General features: G+C 70.1%; 29 protein-coding genes. 9 read left to right on the top strand and 20 right to left on the bottom strand.

What is annotated here, in order from left to right; translation table 11 throughout:
- Nucleotides 1–202 precede the first annotated feature (202 nt).
- The 3 genes from EU555_RS03730 (at nt 203) to EU555_RS03720 (ending at nt 2,119) form a co-directional block, all read left to right on the top strand.
- Nucleotides 203–490 carry a hypothetical protein gene (locus EU555_RS03730; protein WP_135413106.1) on the top strand — a complete coding sequence of 96 codons (288 nt, stop codon included), beginning with the start codon at nt 203–205 and terminating at the stop codon, nt 488–490.
- Nucleotides 483–761 (top strand): hypothetical protein, encoded by a 279-nt coding sequence (locus tag EU555_RS36000; RefSeq protein ID WP_167858425.1) that lies wholly within the window; start codon nt 483–485, stop codon nt 759–761. The genes EU555_RS03730 and EU555_RS36000 overlap by 8 nt, the downstream gene beginning before the upstream one ends.
- Before the next feature lie 1,034 nt (nt 762–1,795).
- Nucleotides 1,796–2,119 (top strand): hypothetical protein, encoded by a 324-nt coding sequence (locus tag EU555_RS03720; RefSeq protein ID WP_135413105.1) that lies wholly within the window; start codon nt 1,796–1,798, stop codon nt 2,117–2,119.
- Between the two features lie 8 nt (nt 2,120–2,127).
- Here EU555_RS03720 and EU555_RS03715 read toward each other — a convergent pair whose 3' ends face one another.
- Together EU555_RS03715 and EU555_RS03710 are read right to left on the bottom strand one after the other, a co-directional pair.
- On the bottom strand, nt 2,128–2,637 hold the full coding sequence (locus tag EU555_RS03715) for a disulfide bond formation protein B (RefSeq protein ID WP_135413104.1): 510 nt from the start codon (nt 2,635–2,637) through the stop codon (nt 2,128–2,130).
- 14 nt (nt 2,638–2,651) lie between these two features.
- Nucleotides 2,652–3,233, bottom strand: a complete 582-nt coding sequence (locus EU555_RS03710; RefSeq protein ID WP_135413103.1) for a YqaA family protein — start codon at nt 3,231–3,233, stop codon at nt 2,652–2,654.
- A gap of 302 nt (nt 3,234–3,535) precedes the next feature.
- On the opposite strand from EU555_RS03710, the gene EU555_RS03705 reads away from it, so the two are divergent.
- A complete protein-coding gene (locus EU555_RS03705) occupies nt 3,536–3,835 on the top strand; it encodes a hypothetical protein (protein WP_135413102.1) in 300 nt (99 codons plus the stop codon).
- 131 nt (nt 3,836–3,966) lie between these two features.
- Here the strand turns inward: EU555_RS03705 and fliP are convergent, their stop codons facing one another.
- From fliP to EU555_RS03655, 10 genes are all read right to left on the bottom strand, one after another.
- The gene (gene fliP, locus EU555_RS03700) at nt 3,967–4,761 is read right to left on the bottom strand and encodes a flagellar type III secretion system pore protein FliP (RefSeq protein ID WP_135413101.1); all 795 of its coding nucleotides are present in this window, start codon (nt 4,759–4,761) and stop codon (nt 3,967–3,969) included.
- Nucleotides 4,758–5,246, bottom strand: a complete 489-nt coding sequence (locus EU555_RS03695; RefSeq protein ID WP_135413100.1) for a flagellar basal body-associated FliL family protein — start codon at nt 5,244–5,246, stop codon at nt 4,758–4,760. Before EU555_RS03695 ends, fliP begins: the two co-directional genes overlap by 4 nt.
- Nucleotides 5,247–5,271: 25 nt before the next feature.
- Nucleotides 5,272–5,979 carry a flagellar basal body L-ring protein FlgH gene (gene flgH / locus EU555_RS03690; RefSeq protein WP_135413099.1) on the bottom strand — a complete coding sequence of 236 codons (708 nt, stop codon included), beginning with the start codon at nt 5,977–5,979 and terminating at the stop codon, nt 5,272–5,274.
- Nucleotides 5,979–6,566 carry a MotE family protein gene (locus EU555_RS03685; protein ID WP_135413098.1) on the bottom strand — a complete coding sequence of 196 codons (588 nt, stop codon included), beginning with the start codon at nt 6,564–6,566 and terminating at the stop codon, nt 5,979–5,981. Before EU555_RS03685 ends, flgH begins: the two co-directional genes overlap by 1 nt.
- Entirely contained in the window at nt 6,563–7,702 is a 1,140-nt protein-coding gene (flgI, locus tag EU555_RS03680; RefSeq protein ID WP_135413097.1) for a flagellar basal body P-ring protein FlgI, read from the bottom strand. Before flgI ends, EU555_RS03685 begins: the two co-directional genes overlap by 4 nt.
- A complete protein-coding gene (gene flgA, locus EU555_RS03675) occupies nt 7,702–8,151 on the bottom strand; it encodes a flagellar basal body P-ring formation chaperone FlgA (RefSeq protein ID WP_135413096.1) in 450 nt (149 codons plus the stop codon). Before flgA ends, flgI begins: the two co-directional genes overlap by 1 nt.
- A gap of 68 nt (nt 8,152–8,219) precedes the next feature.
- Nucleotides 8,220–9,008, bottom strand: a complete 789-nt coding sequence (gene flgG / locus EU555_RS03670) for a flagellar basal-body rod protein FlgG (RefSeq protein ID WP_135413095.1) — start codon at nt 9,006–9,008, stop codon at nt 8,220–8,222.
- A 13-nt stretch (nt 9,009–9,021) separates the two neighbouring features.
- Nucleotides 9,022–9,375: a flagellar hook-basal body complex protein FliE gene (fliE, locus tag EU555_RS03665; protein ID WP_135413094.1), complete on the bottom strand. Its 354-nt coding sequence runs from the start codon at nt 9,373–9,375 to the stop codon at nt 9,022–9,024.
- Nucleotides 9,376–9,382: 7 nt separating this feature from the next.
- Nucleotides 9,383–9,799 carry a flagellar basal body rod protein FlgC gene (gene flgC, locus EU555_RS03660; protein WP_135413093.1) on the bottom strand — a complete coding sequence of 139 codons (417 nt, stop codon included), beginning with the start codon at nt 9,797–9,799 and terminating at the stop codon, nt 9,383–9,385.
- Nucleotides 9,796–10,179 carry a flagellar basal body protein gene (locus tag EU555_RS03655; protein WP_135413092.1) on the bottom strand — a complete coding sequence of 128 codons (384 nt, stop codon included), beginning with the start codon at nt 10,177–10,179 and terminating at the stop codon, nt 9,796–9,798. Before EU555_RS03655 ends, flgC begins: the two co-directional genes overlap by 4 nt.
- A 229-nt stretch (nt 10,180–10,408) precedes the next feature.
- Here EU555_RS03655 and EU555_RS03650 point away from each other — a divergent pair, with 229 nt between their 5' ends.
- Together EU555_RS03650 and EU555_RS03645 are read left to right on the top strand one after the other, a co-directional pair.
- Nucleotides 10,409–13,105, top strand: coding sequence for a heparinase II/III domain-containing protein (locus tag EU555_RS03650; protein ID WP_135413091.1), 2,697 nt, complete (start codon nt 10,409–10,411; stop codon nt 13,103–13,105).
- 146 nt (nt 13,106–13,251) lie between these two features.
- Complete coding sequence (locus EU555_RS03645; RefSeq protein WP_135413090.1) at nt 13,252–14,226, top strand: transporter substrate-binding domain-containing protein; 975 nt, start codon at nt 13,252–13,254, stop codon at nt 14,224–14,226.
- Between the two features lie 15 nt (nt 14,227–14,241).
- On the opposite strand, the gene EU555_RS03640 is transcribed toward EU555_RS03645, so the two are convergent.
- Nucleotides 14,242–14,493 carry a DUF6894 family protein gene (locus EU555_RS03640; protein ID WP_135413089.1) on the bottom strand — a complete coding sequence of 84 codons (252 nt, stop codon included), beginning with the start codon at nt 14,491–14,493 and terminating at the stop codon, nt 14,242–14,244.
- A 450-nt stretch (nt 14,494–14,943) separates the two neighbouring features.
- Between EU555_RS03640 and EU555_RS03635 the strand changes: the two genes are divergently transcribed.
- Entirely contained in the window at nt 14,944–15,666 is a 723-nt protein-coding gene (locus tag EU555_RS03635; RefSeq protein ID WP_135413088.1) for a hypothetical protein, read from the top strand.
- Nucleotides 15,667–16,077: 411 nt separating this feature from the next.
- Nucleotides 16,078–17,598, top strand: coding sequence for a sensor domain-containing diguanylate cyclase (locus EU555_RS03630; protein WP_135413087.1), 1,521 nt, complete (start codon nt 16,078–16,080; stop codon nt 17,596–17,598).
- A 443-nt stretch (nt 17,599–18,041) separates the two neighbouring features.
- Here EU555_RS03630 and EU555_RS03625 read toward each other — a convergent pair whose 3' ends face one another.
- The 3 genes from EU555_RS03625 to EU555_RS03615 form a co-directional block, all read right to left on the bottom strand.
- A complete protein-coding gene (locus EU555_RS03625) occupies nt 18,042–18,284 on the bottom strand; it encodes a hypothetical protein (protein ID WP_135413086.1) in 243 nt (80 codons plus the stop codon).
- A complete protein-coding gene (locus tag EU555_RS03620) occupies nt 18,281–18,991 on the bottom strand; it encodes a Crp/Fnr family transcriptional regulator (protein ID WP_245524125.1) in 711 nt (236 codons plus the stop codon). The genes EU555_RS03625 and EU555_RS03620 overlap by 4 nt, the downstream gene beginning before the upstream one ends.
- A 596-nt stretch (nt 18,992–19,587) precedes the next feature.
- Complete coding sequence (locus EU555_RS03615) at nt 19,588–20,523, bottom strand: LysR substrate-binding domain-containing protein (RefSeq protein ID WP_135413084.1); 936 nt, start codon at nt 20,521–20,523, stop codon at nt 19,588–19,590.
- Between the two features lie 147 nt (nt 20,524–20,670).
- Between EU555_RS03615 and EU555_RS03610 the strand changes: the two genes are divergently transcribed.
- On the top strand, nt 20,671–21,501 hold the full coding sequence (locus tag EU555_RS03610; RefSeq protein WP_135413083.1) for a phosphogluconate dehydrogenase C-terminal domain-containing protein: 831 nt from the start codon (nt 20,671–20,673) through the stop codon (nt 21,499–21,501).
- 51 nt (nt 21,502–21,552) lie between these two features.
- Here the strand turns inward: EU555_RS03610 and EU555_RS03605 are convergent, their stop codons facing one another.
- The 4 genes from EU555_RS03605 to EU555_RS03590 all read right to left on the bottom strand — a co-directional run bounded on the left by EU555_RS03605 (nt 21,553) and on the right by EU555_RS03590 (nt 25,446).
- A complete protein-coding gene (locus EU555_RS03605) occupies nt 21,553–22,479 on the bottom strand; it encodes a dihydrodipicolinate synthase family protein (RefSeq protein ID WP_135413082.1) in 927 nt (308 codons plus the stop codon).
- 23 nt (nt 22,480–22,502) lie between these two features.
- Entirely contained in the window at nt 22,503–23,270 is a 768-nt protein-coding gene (locus EU555_RS03600) for a FadR/GntR family transcriptional regulator (protein WP_135413081.1), read from the bottom strand.
- Nucleotides 23,271–23,355: 85 nt separating this feature from the next.
- Nucleotides 23,356–24,426 (bottom strand): endonuclease/exonuclease/phosphatase family protein, encoded by a 1,071-nt coding sequence (locus EU555_RS03595; RefSeq protein ID WP_245524124.1) that lies wholly within the window; start codon nt 24,424–24,426, stop codon nt 23,356–23,358.
- Nucleotides 24,427–24,525: 99 nt separating this feature from the next.
- Nucleotides 24,526–25,446, bottom strand: coding sequence for a site-specific tyrosine recombinase XerD (locus EU555_RS03590; protein ID WP_135413080.1), 921 nt, complete (start codon nt 25,444–25,446; stop codon nt 24,526–24,528).
- Nucleotide 25,447: the final 1 nt, after the last annotated feature.

The raw sequence follows: 25,447 nt of genomic DNA, 5'->3' as shown, positions 1-25,447 counted from the left end.
ATGATCTTATGTTAACCGGTGAAATTACCCCGTATGATTATACTCTATTACATTTACATTGCTAAGACATTCGTTTCGTTTAACAATCAGAAACAAATAGACTGAGAGCATAAGAAATTTTTTCACGAATTCAGGTAGTTGGGCAAGGTTTTAAAGAAAGATCGAACAACAATCTAGCAAATGAAGATCACAGGAGAGAAAAATGGTAATCATAAAGTTCTTGAGCGACATAGAAATCAAGAAGCTTGTCGAATTAGCAAAGTCGGATAATATTTTTTGGACGAATTTCAAAGACGAAGAGAGGCGATGTATGTATGTTTATGATCTAAATGACGAAAATGCGGTTAGAATATTAGATCCGCTGTTGATGGCTCGCGAATTTATTGCGGAAAGAAAAATCGACGATTCAAGTTGGCCACTTGGTCAACTTATAATGGCGCTTCGTGGAGTAGCTAGGCAGGAAATCGAGGAAGAAAATTCAAATGACTGATTTGATTTATGGCACTCAGTTTATCAAAAAAGCAGGCAGTGGAGTTTTGCTTATAGATAATAATGTGTTTGTTACCTTGAGTAAGATGGATCTCGCATCCTTTAGTGAGCCTGAACGAGGTACGCCCGCTCCTGGAGGAGGGGATCGCGGTGCAGCCGCTTACGGCGCTGCCGGACGACCGGAACTAGGATTGATCGTTAAAATCGAACAAGTTCGTAATGATCTTTTTCGATACATTTGTAAACACAGAAAGTTTGTGAAACCCATGTAGAACATATCTTTTCATAATAAAAAAATACTTTTAAAATGAAATTTTGACTGAAAAAATGTGAAAGAAATATTTGTTTATGACTTAATCAAAGATTGAATTTTATGGTATATTAATGATTCGATGCAATCAGACGATTGACCAATTGGCCAGAAAATGGCTGCTAATGCATTGTTTTATACTTAATTTGGTTTGTTATTTCTAAAAAAATTGCACACTGTGGTGCTTTCTTGTTACGAAATTTATCCACGTGACAATATGCTGCGCCACGCAGAAAATCCAGAGGATTATGAGCTCAAAATAGTGGCGTTAATCAAAGTGACACACGAAGTCGACAGGCTAAATGGAGGATAAAGTGATAATATTAAGATCTCTAACCGATCAAGAAGAAGTATATCTCTCTAATCTGGCCCGATCTGATAGAGAATTTTGGACTGAATTTAAGGAAGAGGAAAGGAGATGTATGTATTTCTACGACCTTGGAGGCGATGAGAACGTAGTGCGTATAACTGATCCAGTTGAAATATTAGAGAATTTTTTAAAGAAGAATGAGATAGATCATACCGTTTGGTCGTTGAGCGGTCTTCTCATCCTTTTGCGAGGCATTGCTCGAGAAGAGATTGAAGAGACTAAATAAATGTCTGATTTAATTTACGATAATGGCCTCATAAACAAAAAAATAAAAGTCATATTATACCTGGGCGGTCGCAATGTTTTTTCGCGAAATAGGGAAAATTGCTAATTTTCAACTTAACATCGAGGAATAATCAAACGAAGATCGTTATTGTAATCGATGCTGATGCGCTTGCAAAGCTTAGTGAGGCTGGTCATCTTGATTTTTGACAAAAAATGCCGGTGTGTAGTAATTACCCATGGAGTGTGAGAACGGTGCGGTTCAGGCACGGCTTAGACCAGATAACAATCGTAGCCCGCCAATGTGTACGGAGCGCCGATCCCGTTTGCAGGCCGGGCGTAAGGAGATCGCAACGGATACGCGCCTAGGCTCCCGGGTGGTCAACCGTGTCGAGTTCCTGGCCGTGTCCCTGCGTACCAACCTCACCCTCGCGACGATCGCCGCCCTCGGCTTCGCCACCGTCTGCGCCGTCTGCTCGGCGCAGCTCGATCGGGAGCCGCCGCGGCCTCTTCTCGTCGCCGCGGTCAAGTCCGTCCCCCTCGAAGACCCGGTCACCACGGGCTCGATCGTGCCGACGCTGCCCGCTGCCAGGGCCGCCCGGCTGGCCAGGGTCGAGCCGAAGCCGGAGCCGAAGAAGGAGGCGAGGCCGAAGCCCGAGCCCGCCCTCGATTCCGAGCGCCTGGCCGCGCTGCTCGCCGAGCCGACGGTGATGAAGCCGAAGCGCTAAGGAACGGGTCAGCCGCGGCGCAGCGCCCGCGTGGCCGCGATGCCGGCGAGCCCGGAAAGCCCGAGGGCGATCAGGGCATTGTAGCCGGCGAGCGAGATCCCGAGGAAGCGCCAGGCCGCCTGCGTGCAATCGACCGGGCGGGTCTGCTCCAGGGACTTGAGGAAGTCGTTGACGCCGGCCGGCGCCGGCCCGGCGCCGCCGCCGCAATCGCTGGGTCCCGGCCAGAAGCCCCACTCGGCCCCGGCATGATAGGCGCCGAGCCCGGCCCCGACGAGGAAGATCACGGCCACCAGCGCCAGCAGCCCGCCCGCGAGGCGGCGCGGCAGCAGGAGCGCGGCGGCCAGCAGCGGAAGGGCGAGGTAGTAGGGCTGGCGCTCGGTCAGGCAGAGCTTGCACGGGACGTAGCCGAGGCCGTGCTGGAACACCAGGGCGCCCCCCACCGTGGCGGCGGCACAGAGGAGCACCAGCAGGGCCGCCGGCCGGGGCGCGGTGAGCCGCGCGGCGAGGGCGTGGGCCATGGTCCCGTCTCCTTCTAGAACAGGTAGCGGAAGCCGACGAAGCCGAGCACGCCGACCGCGACGAACACCGCCGCCACGGCGTTCAGGTGCCGGTCGAGGACGGTACGGATGCCGACGCCGTAGCGGCCGGTGAGCCCCGCCAGGATGTAGAACCGTGCGCCGCGGGTGATCAGCGACAGGACGACGAACCAGAACAGGTCGTAGCCGGCGAAGCCCGACGTGATGGTGACGAGCTTGTAGGGGATCGGGGTCAGGCCCTTGAGCAGGATCACCCAGTGGCCGTAATGCGCGTAGGCTTCCCGGAAGGCGTCGGCCCCCTTGTCGAGCCCGTAGAGACGGAAGAGCCAGGCGCCGACCGAATCGTAGAGCAGCGCCCCGATGGCGTAGCCGGCGAGCCCGCCGAGGACCGAGGTCAGCGTCGCGATCAGCGCGTAGGTCCAGGCCCGGTCGGGCCGGGTCACCGCCATCGGCACCAGCATCACGTCCGGCGGGATCGGGAAGAACGAGCTCTCGGCGAAGGAGACCGCGCCGAGCGCGTAGGGAGCCGAGGGGCGCGCGGCGAGCGCGAGGATCCACTCGTAGAGGCGGCGCAGCATGCTGGGGAAGAACCCGTCTGGCGTGATGTCGCGCCCTTTGAGCACAGGATTGCGGCGCTGGCGAGGGCGCCGGCGCCACCCTCGGGCGCCATGGTGGCCGGCCGGCGATCGCGGTGGGACACGGCAGGCGGGCCGGCAGGACAACACGGCCGCCCGATCTGCCCGAATCAACCATCTCGGCCGAAAGGATTAGGCCGTGTCGTGACCGCGGGTTTCTGCTTGACGGAACTGCCAGGATCCGTCCGATCTCCACGACGATTCTTCGTTACCTCTCGACCAAGATGACTAAGAGGCTCCGCGTGATGTCGCCCCTGCATTCGTCCCTGCTCGCCGTGCTGCTCGTCGCCGGAACGGCACCCGCCGCGGCCGCCGGCGACCTCGTCGCGCGCTGGCAGCGGGCCGACGCGGCCTGCGCCCTGCCGGCCTCGCCGCTCGCCAACCAGGCCTGCGAGGACCGCGACCGCTACGCCACGGCCCTGCGTCGCCAGGGCTGGTGCGAGTCGCGCGCCGCGACTGCCTACGATCACTGGGGCTGGCAGCGTTGCGCCCCCGCCGCGATGACCGGCGCCGCCCCGCGGCGCCGGGCCCGACCCCACGCCTGACGCCCCGACATCCTGCAAATGGAGGATGCGGCGGCCGGGCCGACGCCCGTAAGCTCGGCCTCCTGGACCTCGACTTGATGGCCCCGCCCAGCCCCCGCCGCGGCGGGGCCTTTCTCATGCGGGATCGCGGATCAGAAGAACGACCGCACCAGCCCGCTCACCAGCAGGTTCCAGCCGTCGATCAGGATGAAGAACAGCACCTTGAACGGCAGCGAGATCACTGTCGGCGGCAGCATCATCATGCCCATCGACATCACGATGGTCGAGACGATCATGTCGATGACGAGGAACGGCAGGGCGATCAGGAAGCCGATCTCGAACCCGCGGCGCAGTTCCGAGATCATGAAGGCCGGGATCAGGATCCGCAGGTCGATCTTCTCGCCCTCCTGGGCTTTCGGAAAGGTGCGGCTGGCGAGGTCCTGGAAGGTCTGCAGGTCCTTCGGCCGCACCTGGGCCGACATGAACTCGCGGAACGGATCGGTGATGCGGGTGAACGCCTCCTCCTCGCTGATCCGGTTCTCCTGCAGCGGGCGCACGCCCTCGTTCCAGGCTCGGTCGAAGGTCGGTGCCATGACGTAGAAGGTCATGAACAGGGACAGGCTAACGAGGAAGAGGTTGGCGGGCGTGCTCTGCAGGCCCAGCCCCGAGCGCAGGAACGAGAACGCCACGGCAAAGCGCGTGAAGCTCGTCACCATCACGAGCAGCCCCGGCGCCAGCGACAGCACCGTGATCAGGGCGACGAGCTGGAGGATGCGCCCGCTCGCCGCGCCGTTGCCGGGCGGCAGGAGCGCGTCGAGGCCCGGGATGCCGGTGACGCCACCGCCGCCCGCCGCACCCTGCGCCAGGGCGGCGCCGGCGGGCAGCAGCAGGAGGGCGAGCGTCCCAAGGGCGAGAAGGGTGCGCCGGCTCACGGGACCGCCATTCATTGCACCACCAGCGCCTCGACGATCAGCTCGCGGATCGCCCCCTTGGTGCGCAAGGCGACGCGCTCGTTGAGGTCCTCGCGCAGGTGCTGGAGGCCGCTCGCCCCCTCGATCTGCGCCGTCGAGACCGTGCGCAGGTAGGCGATGATGTCGGTCTTGATCTCCGCCACCGTGATGTCCGGCGTCGGCAGGCTGCCGGTCTTGAACACCACCGAGGATTCGAGCCGGATCCAGGAATCGGCCGGCTCGGCGAGGTTCGTCACCACCGAGCCGACGCTGCGCAGGGTGAGCTCGCCGGTGTAGTTCAGCACCTTGGCGGCCTTCTCGTGCGCCTGCGCCTCGCGCGTCTTCTGGTCGACCGCCTTCTCGACGCTGGTCATCAGGTACAGCCCGAGACCCGCGCCGGTGCCGACGGCCACCAGGGTGCAGAGAGCGAGCGCCCCGATCCAGGCCTTGGCCCCGCCCTTCTTCTCGTCCTTGTCCGCCATCGCGGGTCCCCGGGGTTTGAGGCCGTCAGAACGGCGCGAGGGTCTCGAAGACCTGCTGGCCGAGGGTCGGCGCCTGCACGTCGGTCAGGCGGCCGCGGCCGCCGTAGGAGACGCGGGCCTCGGCGATCTTGTCGTAATCGATGGTGTTCTTGCGCGAGATGTCGCGCGGCCGGACGATGCCGGCGACGTTGAGCACCCGCACCTCGTTGTTGACCCGCACCTCCTGCGAGCCGCTGATCAGGAGGTTGCCGTTCGGCAGCACCTCGGTGATCACCGCCGCCACCGACAGGCTCAGGGTCTCCTTGCGGTCGATGGTGCCCTGGCCCTTGGTCTCGGTGCCGGAGCGGATGCCGGCGTCCGCCGTGGCCGAGTCCTTCATCCCCGAGACGCCGTAGCCGAAATCGAAGCCGAGGCTCGACTTCTGGCTGCGCGAGCGGTCGCTGGCATTGTCGAACTGCGCCTTGTCGTTGATCAGGATGCTGACGGTGAGCACGTCGCCGATGTTGCGGGCGCGGGGATCCTGGAACAGGTCGGCGCTCGCCGGCGACCAGGTCGAGTGATAGCCGTGGCGGCTCTGCAGCGAGCCGAAGGTCGACGGCAGGGCCTCGCGCGGAGCCGCGAGCCCGGTGCCGATCGGCGTCAGGGTCGGCGGACGGCCGAACTCGTCGAGGCGGCTCTGGCAGCCGGCGAGAGCCAATCCGACGAGGCAGAGGGCCGGAGCGAAGCGCGTCATCACGATCTCTCGTTGTCCTTGCGGCGGCCGGCCTCGGCCATGCGGCGGGCGAGCGACGCGGCGCGGGAGGCCTCCATCTCGGCGAGCACCGCGCTCGCCGTGCGGGCGCTGAGCTTCACCAGGATCGCCGCGGCGTTGTCCTCGGGCATGTTGGACAGCTGGAGCGCCGCCGCGTCGGCCCGCATCTTGGCGTAGACCGCCACCACGCTCTCCTCGGCTTTCGCCAGGAACTCCTTGCGGCGCTGGACCACCGCCTCGTACTCGGCGCGCTTCTCCTCGAGGCGGCGGATGCGCTCCTCGACCTGCTTCTCGAGGGCGGCGAGCTGATCCTTCTGCCAGGCGAAGCGGGCATCGGCCGCCGCGTCCGCGATGGTGGCGCAGTAGCCGGTCTTCCCGGGCTCCTTGGCGATGAAGTCCTGGGCGGTCGGCTCCTTCGGGGCGTCGCGGGCGGCGATCGCCCGCATCGCCGCGTCCTTGGCCGGGTCGCTCGCCGCGCCGCCATGGCCGTCGCCGGCGGCCAGCGCCGGGCCGGCGAGGCCCGGGACGAGGGCCGTGAGGAGGAGAGCCGTGAGGAGGGTCCGGTTCATTGCACGACGAGCTCCGCCTGAAGGGCGCCGGCGGTCTTCACCGCCTGGAGGATCGCGATGATGTCGGTGGGCTTGAGCCCCACCTGGTTGAGGCCGCGCACCAGCGTCTGCAGGTCGGAGCCGCCGATCACCGCGAGCCTCCCCTGCTCCTCGCGGGCCGACACCTCCGTGCGCGGCACCACCGTGGTCTGGCCGTTGGAGAAGGGCGCGGGCTGCGACACCTCCGGCGTCTCGGTGACCCGCACCGTGAGGTTGCCGTGGGTGACCGCCACCGTGGAGATCTGCACGTTGCGGCCGATCACCACCGTGCCGGTGCGCTGGTCGACCACGACCCGGGCCGGCACGTCCGGGTGGATGGTCAGGTCGCCGATCTCGGCGACGAGGCGGGTCAGGACCATGTCGCGGGGGCGCTGCAGCACCACCGAGCGCTGGTCGCGGGGGCTTGCGATGCGGTGGCGGAAGCGGCCGATCGCGTAGACGTTGATGGCGTCGGCGATCAGCGTCGCGGTCTTGAAGTCGGGGTTCTTCAATTCGAAGATCAGCTCGGGCAGGTCGCGGAACGCGCCCGGCACCTCGCGCTCGATCAAGGCGCCGTTCGGGATCCGGCCGGCGGTCGGCACGCCCTGCGTCAGCTGCTCGGCCTGGCCCTGGACCGAGAAGCCGGAGACCGCCATCGGCCCCTGCGCGGCGGCGTAGACGTTGCCGTCGCCGCCCGAGAGCGGGGTCATCAGCAGGGTGCCGCCGCGCAGGGAGGTGGCGTCGCCGAGCGAGGTCACCGTGACGTCGATGCGCGAGCCGGCGCCGACATAGGGCGGCAGGTCCGCCGTCACCATCACGGCGGCGACGTTGCGGGTGCGCAGGCGCGCGTCGCGCACGTTGATGCCCATCCGGTCGAGCATCGATTGCAACGCCTGCTCGGTGAACTGCGCGTTGCGCAGGGTGTCGCCGGTGCCCTGCAGGCCGGTGACGAGGCCGTAGCCGACGAGCTGGTTGTCGCGCACGCCCTTCAGGCTCGCGACGTCCTTGATCCGGGTGCCGCCGGTGGCGACGACCGGCGGCGCCGCGAGCACCGGGTGCGCCGGGACGGCGATCCCCGAGGCCAGCACGGCCAGGATGACGCGAAGGGCCCGCCGCATCAGAAGCCGCCGATCTTGATGCGCCCGTCGGCCATCACGGTGCCGAGCACGATGCGGTTGGTGTCGGTGTTGCGCACCCGGATGGTCTCGCCGAGCCCTCCGTTCTGCAACGGCGACCCGACCGCCGTGATGACGAGGCCGTTCTCCTCGAAGATCATCTGGGTCGGCGCGCCGCGGCTCACGAGACGCGGGTCGTCGACGGCGTTGACCGGCACCGGCTCGCCCGGCAGCAGCATCCGGCGGGCCGTGCGCCCGACCATCGCGAGCGGCGCGTCGATCACCGCCGCCCGGGCCCGGAAGGTCTGCGGGTAGGCCTGGAGCCGCAGCATCGACTCCTTGATCGTGTCGCCCGGGTAGATCGTCACGGTCGGCACCGGCAGCATCATCTCGTCGGCCGCGAAGGCCGCCGGGGCGAGGACGAGGAGGGCGAGCAGCAGGAGGGAACGCATGGGTGTGTGGCGCCGGGAGGAGGGGCGCCGCCGGATCCGGCGGCGAGGCAGTCTCACCGTGGTCGGGCTCACCGGATGCCCTTGGAGATCGTGCCCGCCATCTCGTCGGCGGCCTGGATCACCTTGGAGTTCATCTCGAAGGCGCGCTGGGCGGTGATCAGGCTGGTGATCTCCTTGACGGGATCGACGTTCGAGCCTTCGAGGTAGCCCTGCTGGATCTTGCCGTAGCTCACGTCGCCCGGGTTGCCGATCACCGCCGCGCCCGAGGCCGGCGTCTCGCGGTAGAGGCCGTTGCCGAGGGGCTCGAGCCCGGCCTCGTTGGCGAAGTTGGCGATGGTGAGCTGGCCGATATTCTGCTGCGCCACCTGGCCCTCGATCTTGGCGAAGACCTGGCCCGACTGGTTGATGGTGACCTCGGTGGCGTTGTTCGGGATCAGGATCGCAGGATCGACGGTGTAGCCCTCGAGCGTGACGAGCTGGCCGGTGGCGTTCTTGTTGAAGGCGCCGGCACGGGTATAGTTGATCTCGCCGCTCGGGCTCGTGATCTGGAAGTAGCCGCGGCCGTTGATCGCCAGGTCGAGCTGGTTGGCCGTGTTGCTGAGCTGGCCCTGGCGGTGCAGGTTGCGGATCGCCGCGGCGCGCACGCCGAGGCCGAGCATCGCGCCCTCGGGGATCGCCTCCTGGCCGGACTGGTTGGGCACGCCCTGCTGCCGCTCGGCCTGGTAGAGCAGGTCGGTGAACTCGGCCCGCGCCCCCTTGAACCCGGTGGTGTTCAGGTTGGCGATGTTGTTGGCGATGACCTCGAGGTTGAGCTGCTGGGCGGACATGCCCGTTGCGGCGACGGCGAGCGCTCTCATCTGCTAAAAATCCTCAGATCGCCATGCGGCTCAGTTCGAGGTAGGCGGCCACGACCTTGTCGCGGATCGCGACCGCGGTCTGGAGGCTCTGCTCGGCGGACATCACCGCCTCGACCACCTGCTGGGTCGAGGCCTTGCCCTGGATCCCGGCGATCGCCGCGGCCTCGCCGGCGCGCAGGTCGTTGCGCACGCCGCTCGCGAAGCTCGCCATGATCTGTCCGAAATCGGCGGGGGTGGCGGCCTCCACGCCCGGCAGCGCCGCCCCGGTCACCGGGGGCAGCACGGCCCGCTGCACGGAAGCGGGGCCTTCAGGCCGGGCGGAGGCGGCGGCCCGGTCGAAGGCCGAGAGGGTGAGGGCCTCGATCATCGGTGGCTCATGTCCTCAGGAGGTCGATCACGCTGGCCACCATCGCGCGGGCCTGCTTGATCACCTGCAGGTTGGCTTCGTAGGAGCGGTTGGCCTCGCGCATGTCGGCCATCTCGATCAGGGCGTTGACGTTCGGCAGCTTGACGTTGCCGTTCTGGTCCGCCGCCGGGTTGCTCGGGTCGTGCTCGACCCGGAACGGGGTCTTGTCGGTGTCGATGTCGCGCACCTTGACCGAGGCGGCGCCGACCGCCCGGTCGAGCTCGGCCTTGAAGGTCACGGTCTTGCGCGAATAGGGGTCGGAGCCCGGCTCGGTCCCGGTCGACTGGGCGTTGGCCAGGTTCTCCGACACCACCCGCATGCGCAGGGACTGGGCCTCGAGGCCCGCGCTCGCGAGGCGGGAGGCGGCCAGCAGGGGGTCGATCACGATCCGCTCCTCACGGCCGACATCAGCATGCGGTGGAAGCTCTTCACCACGCCGACGTCGAGGTTGTGCTGGCGCGAGACCTCGCTCGCCTTCAGCATCTCCTGCTCCAGGCTGACGCCGCTCGCGGTCTCGAGCACGTCCCAGCCGTTGCCGTCCTGGCGCACCGGGACGCCGAGGCCCGGTGCGTGCAGGTGGGCCTGCGCGGTCGTCGCCATGTCGGTGCCGCCGGCCCGGGCCAGCACCTGGGCGAAGGGCACGGTGTCCCGGGCGTGGAAGCCCTGGGTATTGGCGTTCGCCACGTTGCCGGCGATCGTCGCCTGGCGCACCGACAGGTAGCGGCCGTGCAGCGAGGCGAGCTCGAACAGGTAGACGCCCGTCACGCGAACTCCTCCATGCCCGTCACTCCTTGCCCGTCCCGAAACGACCCGATGCCCGGGCCCTGCCGCGTAACCGCGGGTTTAGGAGCGCAACCTTGCCCGAGGCTGGCGACGCTGGCGGGCAGGCGGGCGGAGGAGGAGCCGGGTGCGCTCGCGCGGGTGCCTTGACAGGGGCGTCCCGTCCCCGGCACTGGCGCGGGGTCCCCTCCCGTCCTGATGTGTCACCCCCGCCATGCTTCCGGCCCTGCCGCCCTCCGAGCCGGTCCTTCTCCCGGTCCAGGCCCGCTACGCGGGCGGGGCGGGGCAGGGCTCCCGCGAGGGCGAGCATGCCATCACCGCCAACAACCGCTGGTCCCGGGTGCTCCTGACCTTCCGCGACCTGCCGGCGGGGGCCTGGTGCTGCCTCGAGGCCGTCCTCGCCTGGGCGCCCGGGGAGGAGGGAGGGCAGGCCCTCGACTTCGCGCTGGCGGGCTTCGATTTCCTGGCCGGCGACGGCTCGAGCCTCGACGCCGAGCACGTGCCGGGCCTGTCCCGGACCCTGCTCGATCCCCACAGCGCCTGGATCGCCGGGCCGGCCTGCCAGCCGGTCGGCACCGAGCTGATCCGGGCGGCACCGGTGCGGGTGGCCTTCGGGGTGCCGCCCCAGGCACGCGGCCTCGCCCTGACCCTGCGCTCCTGGCGCAACACCGAGGGGTTTCGGATCGCGGATCCGCGCCTGCGCCCCGGCGCGCCGCTCGGACCGGGCGTGTTCCGCCGCCGCCGCCTCGGGCCGGCCCCCGAGCCCCTGCGCCACGGCCTCGTGCCGGGCCTCGGCCTCCTCGTGCGCGGGCAGATCCATGCCGGGCGGCCCGACGAGCACGCCGCGCGGGCGAGCCTCGTCTATCGCGACCGCGACGGGGCCGAGATCCCGCCGCCCTATCCGGGCACCGTCTCCGTGCCGGGCGCGGAGGGCAGGCCGGGCCTGGGGGCGACCATCAACCTGCCGGCCCAGCCCCAGGCGCGCCGCTTCACCCTCGACCTGACGCCGCCGCCCGGCGCCGCGACCCTCGACCTCGGATTCTGCACCTGGGAGGAGGAGGGCGAGGCGCTGCCCGCCGTGGAACTCCTCGGGCTCCCCGAGATCGCCCTGGAAGACCGCTTCCGGCTCGAGAGCCTGTGCGGCGACGACCTCCTCGACGCGCCGGGCTTCCTCGCCCGTCTCTCGGCGCGGCTCGGCCTCGATCCGGGCGCCGAGGCCGCCTGGATCCCGGGCCCGGCCGAGGCCGGTGCCGCCCCGCTGCCCCTCGCTCGCGCCCGCGCCTTGCGGGGCGATTCCGAGCGCCCGGTCCTGCTCCGGCCGGATGGCGGCCTCACCCTGCGCCTGGCCGGCGCCCCGGACTGGCCCCTGCCGGAAACCCCGAGCTTCCGCGAGGACCCGTTCCGCGCCGTCCCGGTCCGTGCGGTGCCCTGGCGCCTCGCCTACCAGTCCCTCGGCTGGCTCCTGGCGCTCTCCGAGACGGCGCCCGCCCGGGCGCTCGCCCTGGCGCAGGCCTGGTCGCGGGCCAATCCGTGGGGCCAGCCGGCCGATCCCCTGAGCCTGCATCCGGCGGCCTTGCCGGCCCGGGCCGAGGCGTGGATCGGGCTCCTCGCCCTGCCGGGCGCCGGGGCGGCGGCGCCCGTCCTGGTCGGGGAGGCGGTGCGGCACGGCTTCGCCCTGGCGGAGATCGTCGGCCAGAACACCTTCGGGCGCAGCCTGCACCAGCTCCAGGCCGCCGCCGTGCTGCTGGCGCTCGCCCGCGCCCTGCCGCGCCTGCCGCTCGCCGGCCACTGGGAGGGGCTCGCCCGAGAGAGCCTGCGCGACGGCGTGCCGGCCTTGCTGCCGGAGGACGGGCATGGCGCCGAGTCGTCGCTCCACCGCCGTCTCGACCTCGTCACCCTCGGGCGGGCGTTGAAGGACGCCCTCGGGGATGCGGTGCCCGGCCCCCTCGTCGCCGCCCGGACCGACGCGGCGCTCCAGGATCTCGCCGGCCTCCTCGATCCGGGCGGCCGGCTGCCGCCCTTCGGCGAGGTCTTCTCGGGCAGCGACGATGCCGGCTGGATCGCCCGGCTGCGGGGCGGCGCGGGGCTCGTGGCCCAGCGCAAGGCCGCGGCCCCGGCCGCCGCGTCCTCCATCCTGCTGCCCGACGGGCTCTCGGCCCGCCACGAGAGCGCCGGCCGGGGCTGGGCGCACTTCGCCTGCACCTTCGCCGAGACCGCGCCGCACGGTCACGCCGACTGCACCTCCTACGTCTATGCCGCCGGCGCGACCCGCTGGATCGTCGAGGCCGGCGGATCGGAGCAGGCCGAGACCGGAGCGGCGCGCCACTACCTGCTGTCGGCCCGCGCCCACAACGTCGCGGTGCCGGACGGGCGCGAGCCGGTGGCCGGGCGCGGCCTCTACCGGGGCAGCCTGCCGCTGCCCGGCGCCACGGCGCACGCGGTCGAGACGAGCGTGCACGGGCCGGGCTGCCGCCACCTGCGGGTCTTCGTGCTGCCGCACGACCTGTCGGGCCTCGCGGTGATCGACCGCTTCGCCGCCCTGGACGGCGGGCCTCTGACCTTCGAGGCCTACGCGCATCTCGCGCCCGAGAGCCTGGTCGCCCTCGAGGGACCGCGCCGGGCGCAGGCCCGCCAGGGCGGCCGGCGCCTCGGCCTGGTGCCGTTCGCGATCGCCGGCCGGGTGGCGGGCCTCGAGGCGGTGATCGCCCGCAGCGACCGCCCCGGCACCCTGCAGGGCTTCGTGGTCGGCCGCCCCGGCACCCTCGAGCCCGCCTGCACCATGCGCTACGCGGTCTCGGGCCGCGGCACGGTCTGCGGCGGCCTGCTGATGGCGGTCGACGGTCCGGCGGAGGATTCCCTCGCCCGGGCGCTGGCGCGGGAGGAACTGACGGAGTTCATGGCGCGGCCGTGAGCGCGGCCGATCGGGCACCATCGACACCTTGACTGTCGGATCGGACGACGACGTCTTCTCGTCAGCTCGTGATCGCGATTAACCTGATCTTGAGCGCAGGGCTGCATCAGTCGGCAGCCGGTCGGGGATCGTCCGCAGGACAGACCATGGTGAAGCGGTGCGGTCGCGCGAGAGCGACCTCGAAGGATGCCGGCCTGTCGCAGACGATGCAGACCCGTCAGAAATCCGGAGTGCCGCGGGGGCGCCGCTCCGTCTTCGTGGCCGCGCTCGCCGTGGCGCTGCTCGGACCGGCCCGGGCCACGGAGCCGCGGGGCGGGACGCAGCCCGACACGCAGACCAGTCAGCAGATCACTCGGCAGATCATCTGGCCGGTCTACGACGCCGCGCCCTTCATGATGACCGAGGGCGAGGACCGCGACGCCGGCATCTTCGACCGGATCCGCCGCCTCCTGAGCGCCCGGCTCACCGGCTACGCGCATTCCACCCTGACGGTGCCATTCCCGCGCATCGTCACCTCGCTCCGGAACGGCGAGGAATGGTGCTTCGTCGGCGGCGTGAAGACCCCCGAGCGCGAGGGCTTCGCGGTGTTCTCGCGCCCGGTGGCGATGTTCTATCCGCTGCGCATCGTGATCCGCGCCGACAGGCGCGGGCTTTTCGCGGCGCTCGAGCCCCTGTCGCTGCGCGGCCTTCTCACGGAGCGCCGCGACCTGCGCACCAGCATGCTGCGCAACCGCGCGATGGCGCCCGCCGTCGACGCGCTGCTCCGCCAGCACCCGCCGGGCCAGAGCCATTCGGAATTCGGCGAGGCCTTCCGCATGCTGCTGAACGACCGGCTCGACTACCTCGTCGAGTTCTCCAGCATCGCGGCCTACAACGCCCGCCTGCTCGGGAAGCCGCAGGCCTTCCTGGGCCTGCCCTTCGCGGAGAGCCCGGAGCCGGTCTTCGCCCGGGTGATGTGCGCCGGCACGCCCTGGGGGCGCGAGGTGGTGGCCCGCATCGACGCGGTGCTGGCGGCCGAGCGGCCGAGCCCGGATTACCGGCGCATCGTCGAGGCCTGGGCGGCGGAGGAGGACCTGCCGCGGATCCGCGCCGTCTACGACGCCTTCCTGGCAAGCGACTGAGCCCGGCCGGCGGCGTCAGGCCGCCAGCGCCTCCCGGCCCGACACGGCCCGCCTCACGAAGGGCTCGACCCAGACCCGCCGCCCGGTCAGGTCGTGCACGCTCACCTGCCACGCGGCCCAGTCCGCCCCCGCTCCGAGGTTGCCCTTCGCCGCCTCGGCGACCTCGCGGGCGCGGCGGGCGAGCGCCTCCGGACCGCGCACGAGGCTGCCCTCGGCGTCGAGGATGCACTCGGACCCGTTGGTGCAGTGGAAGCGGTAGCGCGTCATGCCGGTCCTCTCTCGCCGATCCTCGTCCGTCCCATTACCGGGATCGTCACGGTTAATGTTCACTATATGTTCTGGTTCGGCAAGCCGGCGAGGGCGGGGGCGCGATGCCGCAGCCCGCGCCGGTCGGGGCGGGCGCGTCCCGCACCGGCAGGGGGACGGGCGATCGTGCCAGGCGACGTCGGGCGGGCAGGGCAGCCTGAGCGGAACGGCATGACGCAACTCTGCTGAGGCTCCTGTTCTTGCATCATTGTCGCTGGTGCGGTCCTTCGGTTCGCCGCCGAACCGGTGGCCGCCTCGGCACCGGTCGTTCGCGACCGGCGGAATGATGCTTCGGCCGTTGTCCTCGTGCCGACGGGCCGGATGCGGCCGGACCGGGCCGCCCGCGAAATGGGCTCGCCGCCGGCCCGAAACCCTGCCAGATTCGCCGCCTTCGGCAGCGCGGAGGCCTCGATGGCCGGCACCTTCGACCCGATCCTGAACTGGCGGCTGCTGCCGGGCTCGCACGCCTTCCCGGGCCCGGACGGCGGCACCTGCATCAACGAGGCGGCGGTCGTGGCAGCGGGCCTGCCCTACCGGGCGATCCGCTCCTCGGACGATTGCCCGCCCTGCTTCTCGCGCCCGCTCGCCACCTACGCGCTCGGCCTCAACGACGCCATGCCGGATGCGGAGCGCCCGCGGCTGATCGCCTTCGTGCTGCGCCTGTCCGGCTCCGCCGACATCCCGGCGGTGGAGGCCGCCCGGACGAGCCATCTCGTCCGGGAGGGCGTGCGGCGCCTGCTGCCGCCGGTGCTGGAGCGGGCCGGGCTGCCGCGTCACGCCGCCGCCTGCCGCGCCGCCGAGGACCTGGACCGCGCGGTGGTCCTGGCCCGCCACGCCGCCTGGTCGGCGGGCGCGCTCGCCGAGGCGGCCGGGCGCCAGGGAACCTGGGTCCGGGGCGCCCGCGCGGCTGCGGCCGCCCGCACCGCCATCTTCGCGGCCGAGATCGACGCCCGCACCGCCGCCGACGCGGCCGAGGCCGCCGCCCTCTTCTGGCCCGGCGCCTGGGCCGAGGCGGTGGCCATCCTCGACGAGGCCCTGGGCATCGGCCAGCAGGCGCCGGCGCTCGTCCCGGACGAGGCCGGGCTGCGGATGGACGCCGCGAAGGCGGAGCGGCGGGCCAAGGCGATCACGTAGCCGCCGCGACGCGGCCGCGATCGGGTCCGCGGCCCGGCTCGCCGTGGAAGCAGGCGGCGGGACCGCACGATCGCCCGCAGGACGGTCTGCCGCCCGGAGCGGACCGATCACGGGCCAGCCGATCCACACCAGCGGCGTCTGTACGCGTAGGTTGTCGGCACGATCCGCGATCTCAGCTGATGAGGCCAAGACGGAACGATGTCCTGTCAGGACGATGCGCCGGATACAGCCTCGCGAAATGGCCCGAACCTTCGGAGGTTGATGGTCATGCGACGACAGCGTCGTCACCGCGGTGCCACTGTTTCCGACTTTACGGTTAGAAGCGTTACGTCAGGCGGCGGGCGAGGCCCGCGGTAAGATTTTCCGTGCGACACGTCAGGCCGTCATGGCGCCGCTCGGGAGTGCCTGTCGATGGTCCTGCCGCCCCGCCTGGCGCGACGGCTCCGTTCCACCCGCACCTGGATCGCGCTCGGCGTCCTGGCGCCCCTCGGCATGCTCGTCGTGTCGGGGCTGATGCTCCTCGACCTGCGGCGCGACGCCTGGGACAAGGCCGAGCAGACCTCCCGCAACCTGCTGCAGGTCCTCGAGCGCGACATTGCCCGCAACCTCGGGATCATCGACCTGAGCCTGCAGGCCGTCATCGACCACCTGAAGGCACCCGGCGTGGCGGAGGTCACGCCGCAGATGCGGCAGCTCATCCTGTTCGACCGCGCCGCCACCGCCCGCGACCTCGGCGTCATGCTCGTCCTCGACGAGAACGGCGACAGTCTCGTCGACGCGGCCGGCTGGCCCCCGCGCCGGCTCAACAATGCCGACCGCGACTACTTCCAGGCGCACCGCGCCGATCCCGGGCTGGGCCTGCTCATCAGCAGGCCCCTGGTCTCCCGCCTGACGGGCGCGCGCATCGTGGTGCTGAGCCGACGCATCAACAAGCCGGACGGCTCCTTCGGCGGCGTCGTGCTCGGCAGCCTGAACCTGGCCTTTTTCAGCCGCCTGTTCGACCAGATCGGACTCGGCCGGGACGTTGCGATCGACCTCTACGCGCAGGACGGCACGCGCCTCGTGCGCTACCCCGCCGACGCGTCCGACATCGGCGCGACCATCGCCGGCACGCCGGCCTTCGACCGCCTCGCGCGCGAGCGCGGCGGCACCTTCCTGGGCCCCGCCGCGCATGACGGGGTGGAGCGGCTCTCCACCTTCACCCGGGTCGGCGAGTGGCCGCTCGTGCTCAACGTCGCGCTCTCCACCCGCGAGATCGAGGCGGGGTGGCGCGGCAAGGCCCTCGTCATCAGCCTGATCGTCCTCGTGCTCTGCGGCCTGACGATCCTCCTCTCGCTGCTCTACGGCCGCGACCTGCGCCGGCGGGCGGCGCTGCAGGCCGAGCTCGCCCGGCTCTCGCGCACCGATGCGCTGACGGGCCTGCCCAACCGGCGCCGGTTCGAGCAGGTGTCCGACCGTCTCTGGACGATCGCGAGGCAGACGGGCAGGCCGCTCGCGCTCCTCGTGGTCGATGCCGATCACTTCAAGCGCTGCAACGATCGATACGGCCACGCCGTCGGCGACGAGGTGCTGCAGGGGCTCGCGCGCTGCCTCTCCGCCTGCGTGCACCGGCCGGACGACCTCGTGGCCCGGGTCGGCGGCGAGGAATTCGTGGTGCTGCTGCCGGAGACCGAGGCGGAGGGCGCGATGCGGATCGCCGCCAAGGTCCACGAGGCGGTGGCGGCGCTCGGCTGCCCCTCGGCCGGGATCGTCCCCGGGGCCGTCACGGTGAGCATCGGCCTCGCGGTCGGGCCCGCCGCGGGCGAGGCCGGGTGGGGCGACCTCTACCGCAGGGCCGACGCCGCGCTCTACGCGGCGAAGGAGGCCGGTCGCAACTGCACCCGCCCCGCCGCCGACACGGGCCTCGCGATGCTGCGCCTCACCGGCACCTGATCCGGGAATGGCGGTCGCGCAGCGGGCCTCGGGTCGGAACCCGATCCGCCTGCCCCTGCAGGGGGCTGCTTTCGGCCCTCGGTCGCCTTCGCGCGTTCACGCTGACTGAGCTGGGGTCCCAGCACCGAGGATCCCGCCCCGCCGCCTACCCGGTAGACGGGTCTTCGATGACGGTGATCGTCGCGTCCAACGTGCGAAGTCGGGCGCAGATGCGATCGGCAAGAGCAGGGGTGAGACCCCGCACAATCACCGTCACGGTCGATGGTGGTCCACGACGGACCGCGACATGGCATTGCAGGCCTTCTTCGATCAAAGAGCCTAGCAACTCGACAACCTGTCCGACGCTCACCTCGCCCTTGCTGCGAACGGGTTCATCTGGATGCACGATGGCCTCCGGTCTCGGAATCCCGATGACGGTCCCGCGCGGCGACTCGGGACGAGGATCAGCCGCCATCCAGTCGGCGCTGGATCCACGCCTGCGCCTCGTCCAGGTCGGCGAACTTCGGCTGGCTTGGGTCATCAACCCGGCCGAACCCCGCCTCCAGGAACCACATGCCTGCCTCGTCCCCGTGATCGTCAGAGAGGCGCACCAGCACCGCCACCAGGAAGCCATCGGCAAACACCAACTGGCTCTCTGCATCGTTGCTGTCCGTCGCGATCGGTACCGGCTGAAGGTGAAGGCTCATGCTGCGCGGCGTTCCAGATGCAGGTACGTGGGATCAAAGTCACACAGGTGGGCGAGTTCCCGCCAGCCGTTGATCTCCAGCCTGCCGCCGTGCAGCGTGATCCATCCCTTGCCGCGCAATTCCTTCAGCACACGGTTGATGTGGACGTTCGACAACCCGAGCGCATCCCCGAGATCTGCTTGCGTGAGCGGAAGCCGGTATGCGTGATCCCGCGCGAGCCCCACGGCCTCAAGCTTGACGTACAGCTCGCAGAAGAGGTGGGCGACCGCCTGCAAGGCCGTGCGCCGTCCGATGCCGGTCATCCACTCCCGGAAAACCGCCCCATCCACGAGCGTGTCGCGCCAGAGGATCGCCGCGATGCCGGGGAAGGTGGCCGTCAGTTCGAGCAGCGCCTCGTGCGGGATGAACGCCACCGTGGCCTGAGACTGCGTGCAGACGCTGTGATCCATCACCTTCAGGTGCAGGCTCTGGAGGTCGGGGATGTCGCCCGGGATGTGGAACGAGAAGATCTGGCGCTTGCCCTTGCCGAGGATCTGGTAGCGGCAGGCCCAGCCCTCCAGGAGGAGGCAGCACTGCGACGGGCGGTCCTTCTCGCGCACGATGTCCTGCCCTGCATTCAAGGGCCTGACCGTCACGGGCAGATGCCCGATCGCATTCTTCTCCTCGTCGGACAGCCGCGCGATGCTCTCCAGCTTGCGGATCAGCATGTCTATGGAATGGTTCGGTGTGGGGCCATCGCGACTCCCCCTTTGCGTTTGCAGGTGGAAGCGCACGGCTCTCCCGGCCATCGACACCTGTCTCGGATCCGTCGATGATAGGATCGATCTGGATCATATGCTGATTTTTACAAGCAACATGGATTAATAGTCGCACAAATAATTTTCGTGGGCGCCATGCGTTCACAGCGGATTTTACTCCGCGGCGGCTCCAGATCTTTCCGGGCGGCGTGGAGGGCTGCTTTCCACCCTCGGCGGCGCTTCCTACGGTCAAGCTGAGCGGGCTCCGGCTCTCGGGCCCGCGAGAGGTCGCCGGGATGCGCTCGCCTTCTCCGCCTGCCTGCGTTTTCCAGGTCGCCACCTGGGGAGGCGGCGAACTCCGGCGCGGGCTGCGCGACCGCGACGCCGGTCTGGCGCATCCGAGAAAAGGTCTGGTCGAGGCGGGGGCAGACCGCCGCCCGTCCGGCGCATCTCGGTCCCGGCGGCGGCTCGGGCCGGCGGCAGGGCGGCGAACCGCAGGGCTCCCCAGCGCGAGCGGAGGCACAGGCGACGCGATGCGTCGCTCTCCCGATCCGGGCCCCCGGGCGCTAAGCCCCGATCCGCGACACCGCCGTCACGCCGTCGACCGGATCCGGAACGATCGAGCGCATCTCGGCGACGAGCCAGCGCTCAAGCGCCCGCAGGTCGGGACGGTCGCCGAGATGGCCGGCGATCCAGAGCTTCAGCGCGCGCTGGCCCGGCACGAAGCCGAAGGGCGCCACCAGCCGCCCGGCCTTGACCTCGCCGATCACCAGCATGTGCGGCACCACCGCGACGCCGAGGCCGCAGGAGGCGGCCTGGATCATCAGGTAGAAGTGCTCGAAGCTCCGCCTCGGCGCCGCCGCGAGGTCGGGGTGGCCGGAAGCCGCGCACCAGTCGCGCCAGGCCTCCGGCCGGGTCCGGGTCGCGAGCAGCGCCGCCCCGCGCAGGTCCTCCGGCCGGCGTAAAGAAACCTCCCGCAGGTAGTCCGGCGCGCAGACCGGGCCGATCCATTCCCTTCCGAGGTCGCGGATCAGGGCGTCCCGCGGCGCCGGGATCGTGCTGCTGCGGATCGCCGCGCTGATCCGGTCGCGGCCAAAATCGACCCGGTCGTAACTGGCGTCGAGCTCCACCGGCACGTCGCCGTGGGCGGCGTGGAAGGCCGGCATCCGCGGAATCAGCCAGCACAGCATGATCGAGGCCGAGCAGGACAGGGTGAGCGGCCCCGGCGCGATCTCGGCCAGGGTGGCGGCGATCTGCCCGAAGGCCGTGCCCAGGCCCTCGGCCAGGCGCGCGCCCTCCGGCGTCGGCTCGGAGGCGACGCCGCCCCGGCGCAGGAGCGGCACGCCGAGGGCGGCCTCGAGCGCCTTGACGTGCCGGCTCACCGCCCCGTGGGTGACGCACAGCTCGGCGGCCGCCCGCGTCAGGCTGCGGTGGCGCGCCGCCGCCTCGAAGGCGCGCAGGGCCACGAGCGATGGCAGCCGCGCGGGCAGGGGCTCGACCATCACGCGTCTCCAGCGGCATAGGCCGTGAGTTTAGCTCACGGCGACGGGACGACAAATCGCTTGTCGCGCCGGCGCGGCGCCGCCACTCTCCGGCCGCCGTCACGGCCCGAGAAGAGGCGGACGGCGCGCCCGGGAGAGGAGCACGCCATGACCGAGACGATCGCCCTGTTCGGGGCCGGCGGGAAGATGGGCATGCGTCTCGCCCGCAACCTCGTCGACTCGGAGTTCCGGCTCGCTCCCGTCGAGGTCGGCGAGGCGGGACGCCGGCGCCTCGCGAGCGAGCTCGGCCTCGCCTCTGTCGAGGCGGATGCGGCGCTCGACGGGGCCGGGGTGGTGGTCCTGGCGGTGCCCGACACGCTGATCGGCCAGGTCTCCCACGCCCTGGCGCCGAAGCTGAAGGCCGGCACGATGGTGGTGATCCTCGACGCCGCCGCACCCTTCGCCGGCCACCTGCCGGAGCGGCCGGACCTGACCTACTTCGTCACCCATCCCTGCCACCCGCCGATCTTCAACGACGAGACCACGCCGGAGGGCCGGCGCGATCATTTCGGCGGCATCGCGGCCCGCCAGTCGATCGTGAGCGCGCTGATGCAGGGGCCGGAGGAGGCCTACGCCCTCGGCGAGCGCGTCGCGCGGGCGATCTGGGCGCCGATCCTGCGCTCGCACCGCGTCACCGTGGAGCAGATGGCGCTCCTCGAGCCCGGCCTGTCGGAGACGGTCTGCGCGACCCTGCTCGCGGTGATGCGCGAGGCGATGGACGAGACCGTGCGCCGGGGCGTACCGGAATCGTGCGCCCGCGACTTCCTCCTCGGCCACCTGAACATCCTGGCGGCGGTGACCTTCGGCGAGGTCGACGGTGTCTTCTCGGACGCCTGCAACAAGGCGATCCAGTTCGGCAAGCCGCGCCTGATGCGCGACGACTGGCTCGGCTGCCTCGACGACCAGGAGATCGCCGAGAGCATCCGGCGGATCACCTGAGGCGTCCGGCGGTCAGGTGCGGGGCGGTCCCGTTGATCGGCGAGGCTGGTGTCACCGCCCCCAGCGCAAAACCGCCGCGTCGAGGCTGCGGGCGATCTCGATCAGCCCGGCGCGCGTCGCCGGATGCGGCAGCTCGAGCGGCGCCCGCACGGCGTCCGAGCGGATGATGCCGCCCTCCTTCATCAGGATCTTGGCCGCAGCCAACCCGGTCTGGCGGTTCTCGTAGTTGATGAGCGGCAGCCAGCGGGCGTAGGCCCGGACCGCCTCGTCGCGGCGCCCGGCGAGGTAGGGGTCGATGATCTGCCGGATGCCGTCCGGGTAGCCGCCGCCCGTCATCGCGCCGGTGGCGCCGGCATCGAGGTCGGCGAGCAGCGTGATCGCCTCCTCGCCGTCCCACGGGCCCTCGATCGCATCGCCGCCGAGTTCGAGGAGCGTGCGGAGCTTGGCCGCCGCCTGGGCGGTCTCGATCTTGAAGTAGGAGACTTGTCCGACCTCGCGGGCGAGGCGGGCCAGGAAGGCGGCCGAGAGCGTGGTGCCGGAGACCGGCGCGTCCTGGATCATGATCGGGATCGAGATCGCATCCGAGACGGTGCGGAAGAACCGCTCGATTCCGGCTTCCGTCACCCGGATCGTCGCCCCGTGATAGGGCGGCATGATCATCACCATGGCGGCGCCGAGGTCCTGCGCGCGGCGCGAGCGCTCGGCGCAGATATGGGTGGCGAAGTGCGTCGTCGTCACGATCACCGGCACGCGCCCGGCGACGTGTTCGAGCACTGCTGTCATCACCTCCTCGCGCTCGGCATCGGTGAGGACGAACTGCTCGGAGAAGTTGGCGAGGATGCACAGGCCGTGCGAGCCGGCCTCGATCATGAAGTCGATCGCCCGGCGCTGGCCGTCGAGGTCGAGGGTGCCGTCCTCGTGGAAGATCGTCGGCGCGACCGGGAAGACGCCGCGATAGGGGCGGGGAGCTGTGGTCATGGCGTAAGCCTCCTGTTCGTCTGTCAGCCCGCCGCGCCGTGGCGGCGCAGGCCGTTATGGATCACCGCGGTGATGGCGGCGGCGGCCGCCGCCGGGTCGCGGGCGCGGATCGCCGCGACGATGTCCGCGTGGGCCGCGAGCGTCGCCTCGCGCTCCGCCGCCTCGACCGGGGCGCTGAGCTGGAACGAGGCCCTGAGCGCCACCTCGATCACCCCGCCGATCGAGCGCATGAACGGGTTGCCGGAGGCGACCGCCACCGCGACGTGGAGCGCGAGGTCGCCCTCGGCGAAGCCGTCGGAATCGGACGGCGCGGCCCGCATCCGCGCCAGGCCGGCCTCCAGGGCGGCGAGGTCGGCCTCGCCCCGGCGCTCGGCGGCGAGCGCCGCCGCCGCCGGCTCCACCGCCAGGCGGATCTCCGCGAGGTCGCGCAGGAAGCGCCGGTCGATCCCGGCCTCGAGGTGCCAGGCCAGCACGTCGGGGTCGAACATGTTCCAGGCCGCGCGCTCGCGCACGACGGTGCCGACCCGGGCCTTGGTGGTGAGGAGTCCCTTGGCCACCAGGGTCTTGACGCTCTCGCGCAGGACCGGCCGCGACACCCGGAAGGCGGCCAGCAGCTCGCCGTCCCCCGGCAGCTTGGCGCCGGCGCCGTAGCGGCCGCCGATGATCGCGGTGCCGAGGCTGCGCGCCACCTCGGCGTGGTTGGAGCGCGCCCGTCCGGACGGGATCACCACCAGGCCGGCCCCCGCGGGGGCGCTGCCGGGATGGCGGGACGGGGCGAAGGGTTCGCGCATCAATCGGTCCGCAAGGCGCCTGCCGGCGCCGACTAGACCCTTACAGCACGCCGATGCCCGGTTGAATAGTCATACTGTTTGACTGTTACGGTCTCGCTTCCTCGCGGGCCTCCGCCACCGCCTCGGCGCCCTCCCGGTGATCCTCCGCATCCGCGGCGGGCGGCTCCTGCACACCTTCGGCCCGTTCGTCGCGGCAGAGCGCGATCAGGATCGGGAAGTGGTCGGAGCCGATATCGGGCAGGCGCTCGAGCCGGGAGAGCAGGAAGTGCTCGGTGAAGAAGACGTGGTCGAGCGGCCAGCGCAGCATCGGCCAGCGGGCATGGAAGGTCGGGTAGGCGCCGCGCCCGACCCGGGGATCGAGAAGGCCGCCGATGGCCTGGAATAGCCGCGTGGTGCGCGACCAGGCGACGTCGTTGAGGTCGCCCGCCACCACGGCGGGGCCGCCGTCGCGGGCGACCTCGCGGGCGACCAGGATCAGCTCGCCGTCCCGTGTCGCGCTGCTCTGGCCCGGATGCGGCGGGCGCGGATGCACGCCGTGGAAGGTGAACCGCTCGCCGGAGGGCAGCGTGACGCGGGCGCGCACCGACGGCACGTCGTCCTCGACGAGGAAGCGCACCCGCACGTCGTCGAGGGGGAGGCGGGAATAGAGCAGCAGCCCGTAGGTGTTGTCCTGGGGCTGGTCGGCCCCGTGGGGATAGCGCGCCCGCAGGTGAAAGAGCGCGTCGCGCCAGCCCGCATCGGTCTCGAGCGCCAGGATCAGGTCGGGATCCGTCTCCGCCACCAGCGTCAGCAGCCGGTCGTAGTCGCGATTCGACTGCAGCACGTTGACGATCAGGATCGCCACGCAGGCCCCCGGCGCCGGATCCGCCGGGGCGGCGCGGGCGGACGGCCGCGCCAGGCGGGTGAAGGGCAGGATGTGGCGCAGCTGCAGGCCCAGCGCCGCCAGGAGCCCGGCTCCGAGCGCGAGCGAGACGGGATCGTGCCCGGCGACCATGAGCAGGATCAGCACCGGCGGGATCGCGGCGGCGATCTGGAAGCGCGGGAAGTCGAAGGTGCGCACCAGCCCGGCGCGGCTGCGCCAGAACGGCAGCAGGGTCATCACGACGAACGCGGCGGCCAGCGCCTGCGCGACGAGGGACAGGGTCGAGACCGGCACGTGCGCTTCCCCCCGCGGCCTTCCCGCCGCCTTCCGGCGACGAGATAGGTCGCGCCGGCCGCTGCGTCACCGGTCGACCGAGAGGTCGGGTGCGGGACGTCAGGCGCTCGCCAGGGGGTGGAGGTCGCGCACCATCTGCTTCAGGCGCTCGTCGAGGACGTGGGTATAGATCTGCGTCGTCGAGATGTCGGCGTGGCCGAGGAGCTCCTGGATCACCCGCAGGTCGGCGCCGTTCTGCAGCATGTGGCTGGCGAAGGCATGGCGCAGGACGTGCGGGCTGATCTTGTCGGTGCGGATCCCGGCGGCGGCGGCCACGGTCTTCAGGTCGCGGGCGAAGGCCTGGCGGGTGAGGTGCCCGGTCTCGCTGTCGGCGGGAAACAGCCAGGGGCCCGGCGCCGTCAGGGTGGCGAGGTGGTCCGCCATCGCGCTGCGGGCGACCTCGGTCAGCGGCACCAGGCGCTCGCGTCCGCCCTTGCCGCGCACCACCAGGAAGCGCTCCTTGGTGGAGCCCGCCGCCCGCGGCAGGGCCACGAGCTCGGAGACGCGCAGGCCCGTGGCGTAGAGCAATTCGATCAGGCAGTGCATGCGCCCGGCCCGCGCCGCCTCGGCGGGGTTCGGAGCGTTGAGGGCCGCCTCCTTGGCGACGGTGAGGAGCCGGTCGACCTCCGCCACCGACAGCACCTTCGGCAGGCCCCGGCCGCGCTTCGGCCCGGAGACGGGCGCGGTGGGATCGCTCTCGGCCAGGCCCTCCGCGTAGAGGAAGCGGTGGAAGCCGCGCACGCAGGAGAGTCGCCGGGCCGCCGACGTGCTCTTGAGCCCGCGTGCCTCCAGTTCGACGAGGTAGGCCCGCACCCCCGCGGCCTCGACGGCGCCGGGATCGAGGCGCCTGGCCGCGAGATGGGCGAGGTAGTCGTCGAGGTCGCGCCGGTAGGCCGCGAGCGTGTTGGCGGCAGCGCCCCGCTCGGCCGCCAGCATGTCGAGATAGGCGTGCATCAGGCCCTGCGGGCCCGGACTGCTCATC

This window comes from Methylobacterium nonmethylotrophicum, from assembly GCF_004745635.1.
Classification (GTDB): domain Bacteria; phylum Pseudomonadota; class Alphaproteobacteria; order Rhizobiales; family Beijerinckiaceae; genus Methylobacterium; species Methylobacterium nonmethylotrophicum.
Note: the sequence above shows the minus strand (reverse complement) of the source record. Positions and strands in the feature narration are given on the sequence as shown.

Bases quoted from the DNA above. Each gene is read 5' to 3' on its own strand.
- EU555_RS03715 (WP_135413104.1), bottom strand. From the start codon at position 2,637: ATGGCCCACGCCCTCGCCGCGCGGCTCACCGCGCCCCGGCCGGCGGCC.
- EU555_RS03640 (WP_135413089.1), bottom strand. From the start codon at position 14,493: ATGACGCGCTACCGCTTCCACTGCACCAACGGGTCCGAGTGCATCCTC.
- EU555_RS03625 (WP_135413086.1), bottom strand. From the start codon at position 18,284: ATGAGCCTTCACCTTCAGCCGGTACCGATCGCGACGGACAGCAACGAT.
- EU555_RS03630 (WP_135413087.1), top strand. From the start codon at position 16,078: ATGGTCCTGCCGCCCCGCCTGGCGCGACGGCTCCGTTCCACCCGCACC.
- flgH (WP_135413099.1), bottom strand. From the start codon at position 5,979: ATGACGCGCTTCGCTCCGGCCCTCTGCCTCGTCGGATTGGCTCTCGCC.
- EU555_RS03605 (WP_135413082.1), bottom strand. From the start codon at position 22,479: ATGACCACAGCTCCCCGCCCCTATCGCGGCGTCTTCCCGGTCGCGCCG.
- fliP (WP_135413101.1), bottom strand. From the start codon at position 4,761: ATGAATGGCGGTCCCGTGAGCCGGCGCACCCTTCTCGCCCTTGGGACG.
- flgI (WP_135413097.1), bottom strand. From the start codon at position 7,702: ATGCGGCGGGCCCTTCGCGTCATCCTGGCCGTGCTGGCCTCGGGGATC.
- EU555_RS03615 (WP_135413084.1), bottom strand. From the start codon at position 20,523: ATGGTCGAGCCCCTGCCCGCGCGGCTGCCATCGCTCGTGGCCCTGCGC.
- EU555_RS03620 (WP_245524125.1), bottom strand. From the start codon at position 18,991: ATGCTGATCCGCAAGCTGGAGAGCATCGCGCGGCTGTCCGACGAGGAG.
- EU555_RS03730 (WP_135413106.1), top strand. From the start codon at position 203: ATGGTAATCATAAAGTTCTTGAGCGACATAGAAATCAAGAAGCTTGTC.
- EU555_RS03610 (WP_135413083.1), top strand. From the start codon at position 20,671: ATGACCGAGACGATCGCCCTGTTCGGGGCCGGCGGGAAGATGGGCATG.
- EU555_RS03695 (WP_135413100.1), bottom strand. From the start codon at position 5,246: ATGGCGGACAAGGACGAGAAGAAGGGCGGGGCCAAGGCCTGGATCGGG.
- flgA (WP_135413096.1), bottom strand. From the start codon at position 8,151: ATGCGTTCCCTCCTGCTGCTCGCCCTCCTCGTCCTCGCCCCGGCGGCC.
- EU555_RS36000 (WP_167858425.1), top strand. From the start codon at position 483: ATGACTGATTTGATTTATGGCACTCAGTTTATCAAAAAAGCAGGCAGT.
- flgG (WP_135413095.1), bottom strand. From the start codon at position 9,008: ATGAGAGCGCTCGCCGTCGCCGCAACGGGCATGTCCGCCCAGCAGCTC.
- EU555_RS03710 (WP_135413103.1), bottom strand. From the start codon at position 3,233: ATGCTGCGCCGCCTCTACGAGTGGATCCTCGCGCTCGCCGCGCGCCCC.
- fliE (WP_135413094.1), bottom strand. From the start codon at position 9,375: ATGATCGAGGCCCTCACCCTCTCGGCCTTCGACCGGGCCGCCGCCTCC.
- EU555_RS03635 (WP_135413088.1), top strand. From the start codon at position 14,944: ATGGCCGGCACCTTCGACCCGATCCTGAACTGGCGGCTGCTGCCGGGC.
- EU555_RS03645 (WP_135413090.1), top strand. From the start codon at position 13,252: ATGGTGAAGCGGTGCGGTCGCGCGAGAGCGACCTCGAAGGATGCCGGC.
- EU555_RS03705 (WP_135413102.1), top strand. From the start codon at position 3,536: ATGTCGCCCCTGCATTCGTCCCTGCTCGCCGTGCTGCTCGTCGCCGGA.
- EU555_RS03600 (WP_135413081.1), bottom strand. From the start codon at position 23,270: ATGCGCGAACCCTTCGCCCCGTCCCGCCATCCCGGCAGCGCCCCCGCG.
- EU555_RS03650 (WP_135413091.1), top strand. From the start codon at position 10,409: ATGCTTCCGGCCCTGCCGCCCTCCGAGCCGGTCCTTCTCCCGGTCCAG.
- EU555_RS03685 (WP_135413098.1), bottom strand. From the start codon at position 6,566: ATGAACCGGACCCTCCTCACGGCTCTCCTCCTCACGGCCCTCGTCCCG.
- EU555_RS03590 (WP_135413080.1), bottom strand. From the start codon at position 25,446: ATGAGCAGTCCGGGCCCGCAGGGCCTGATGCACGCCTATCTCGACATG.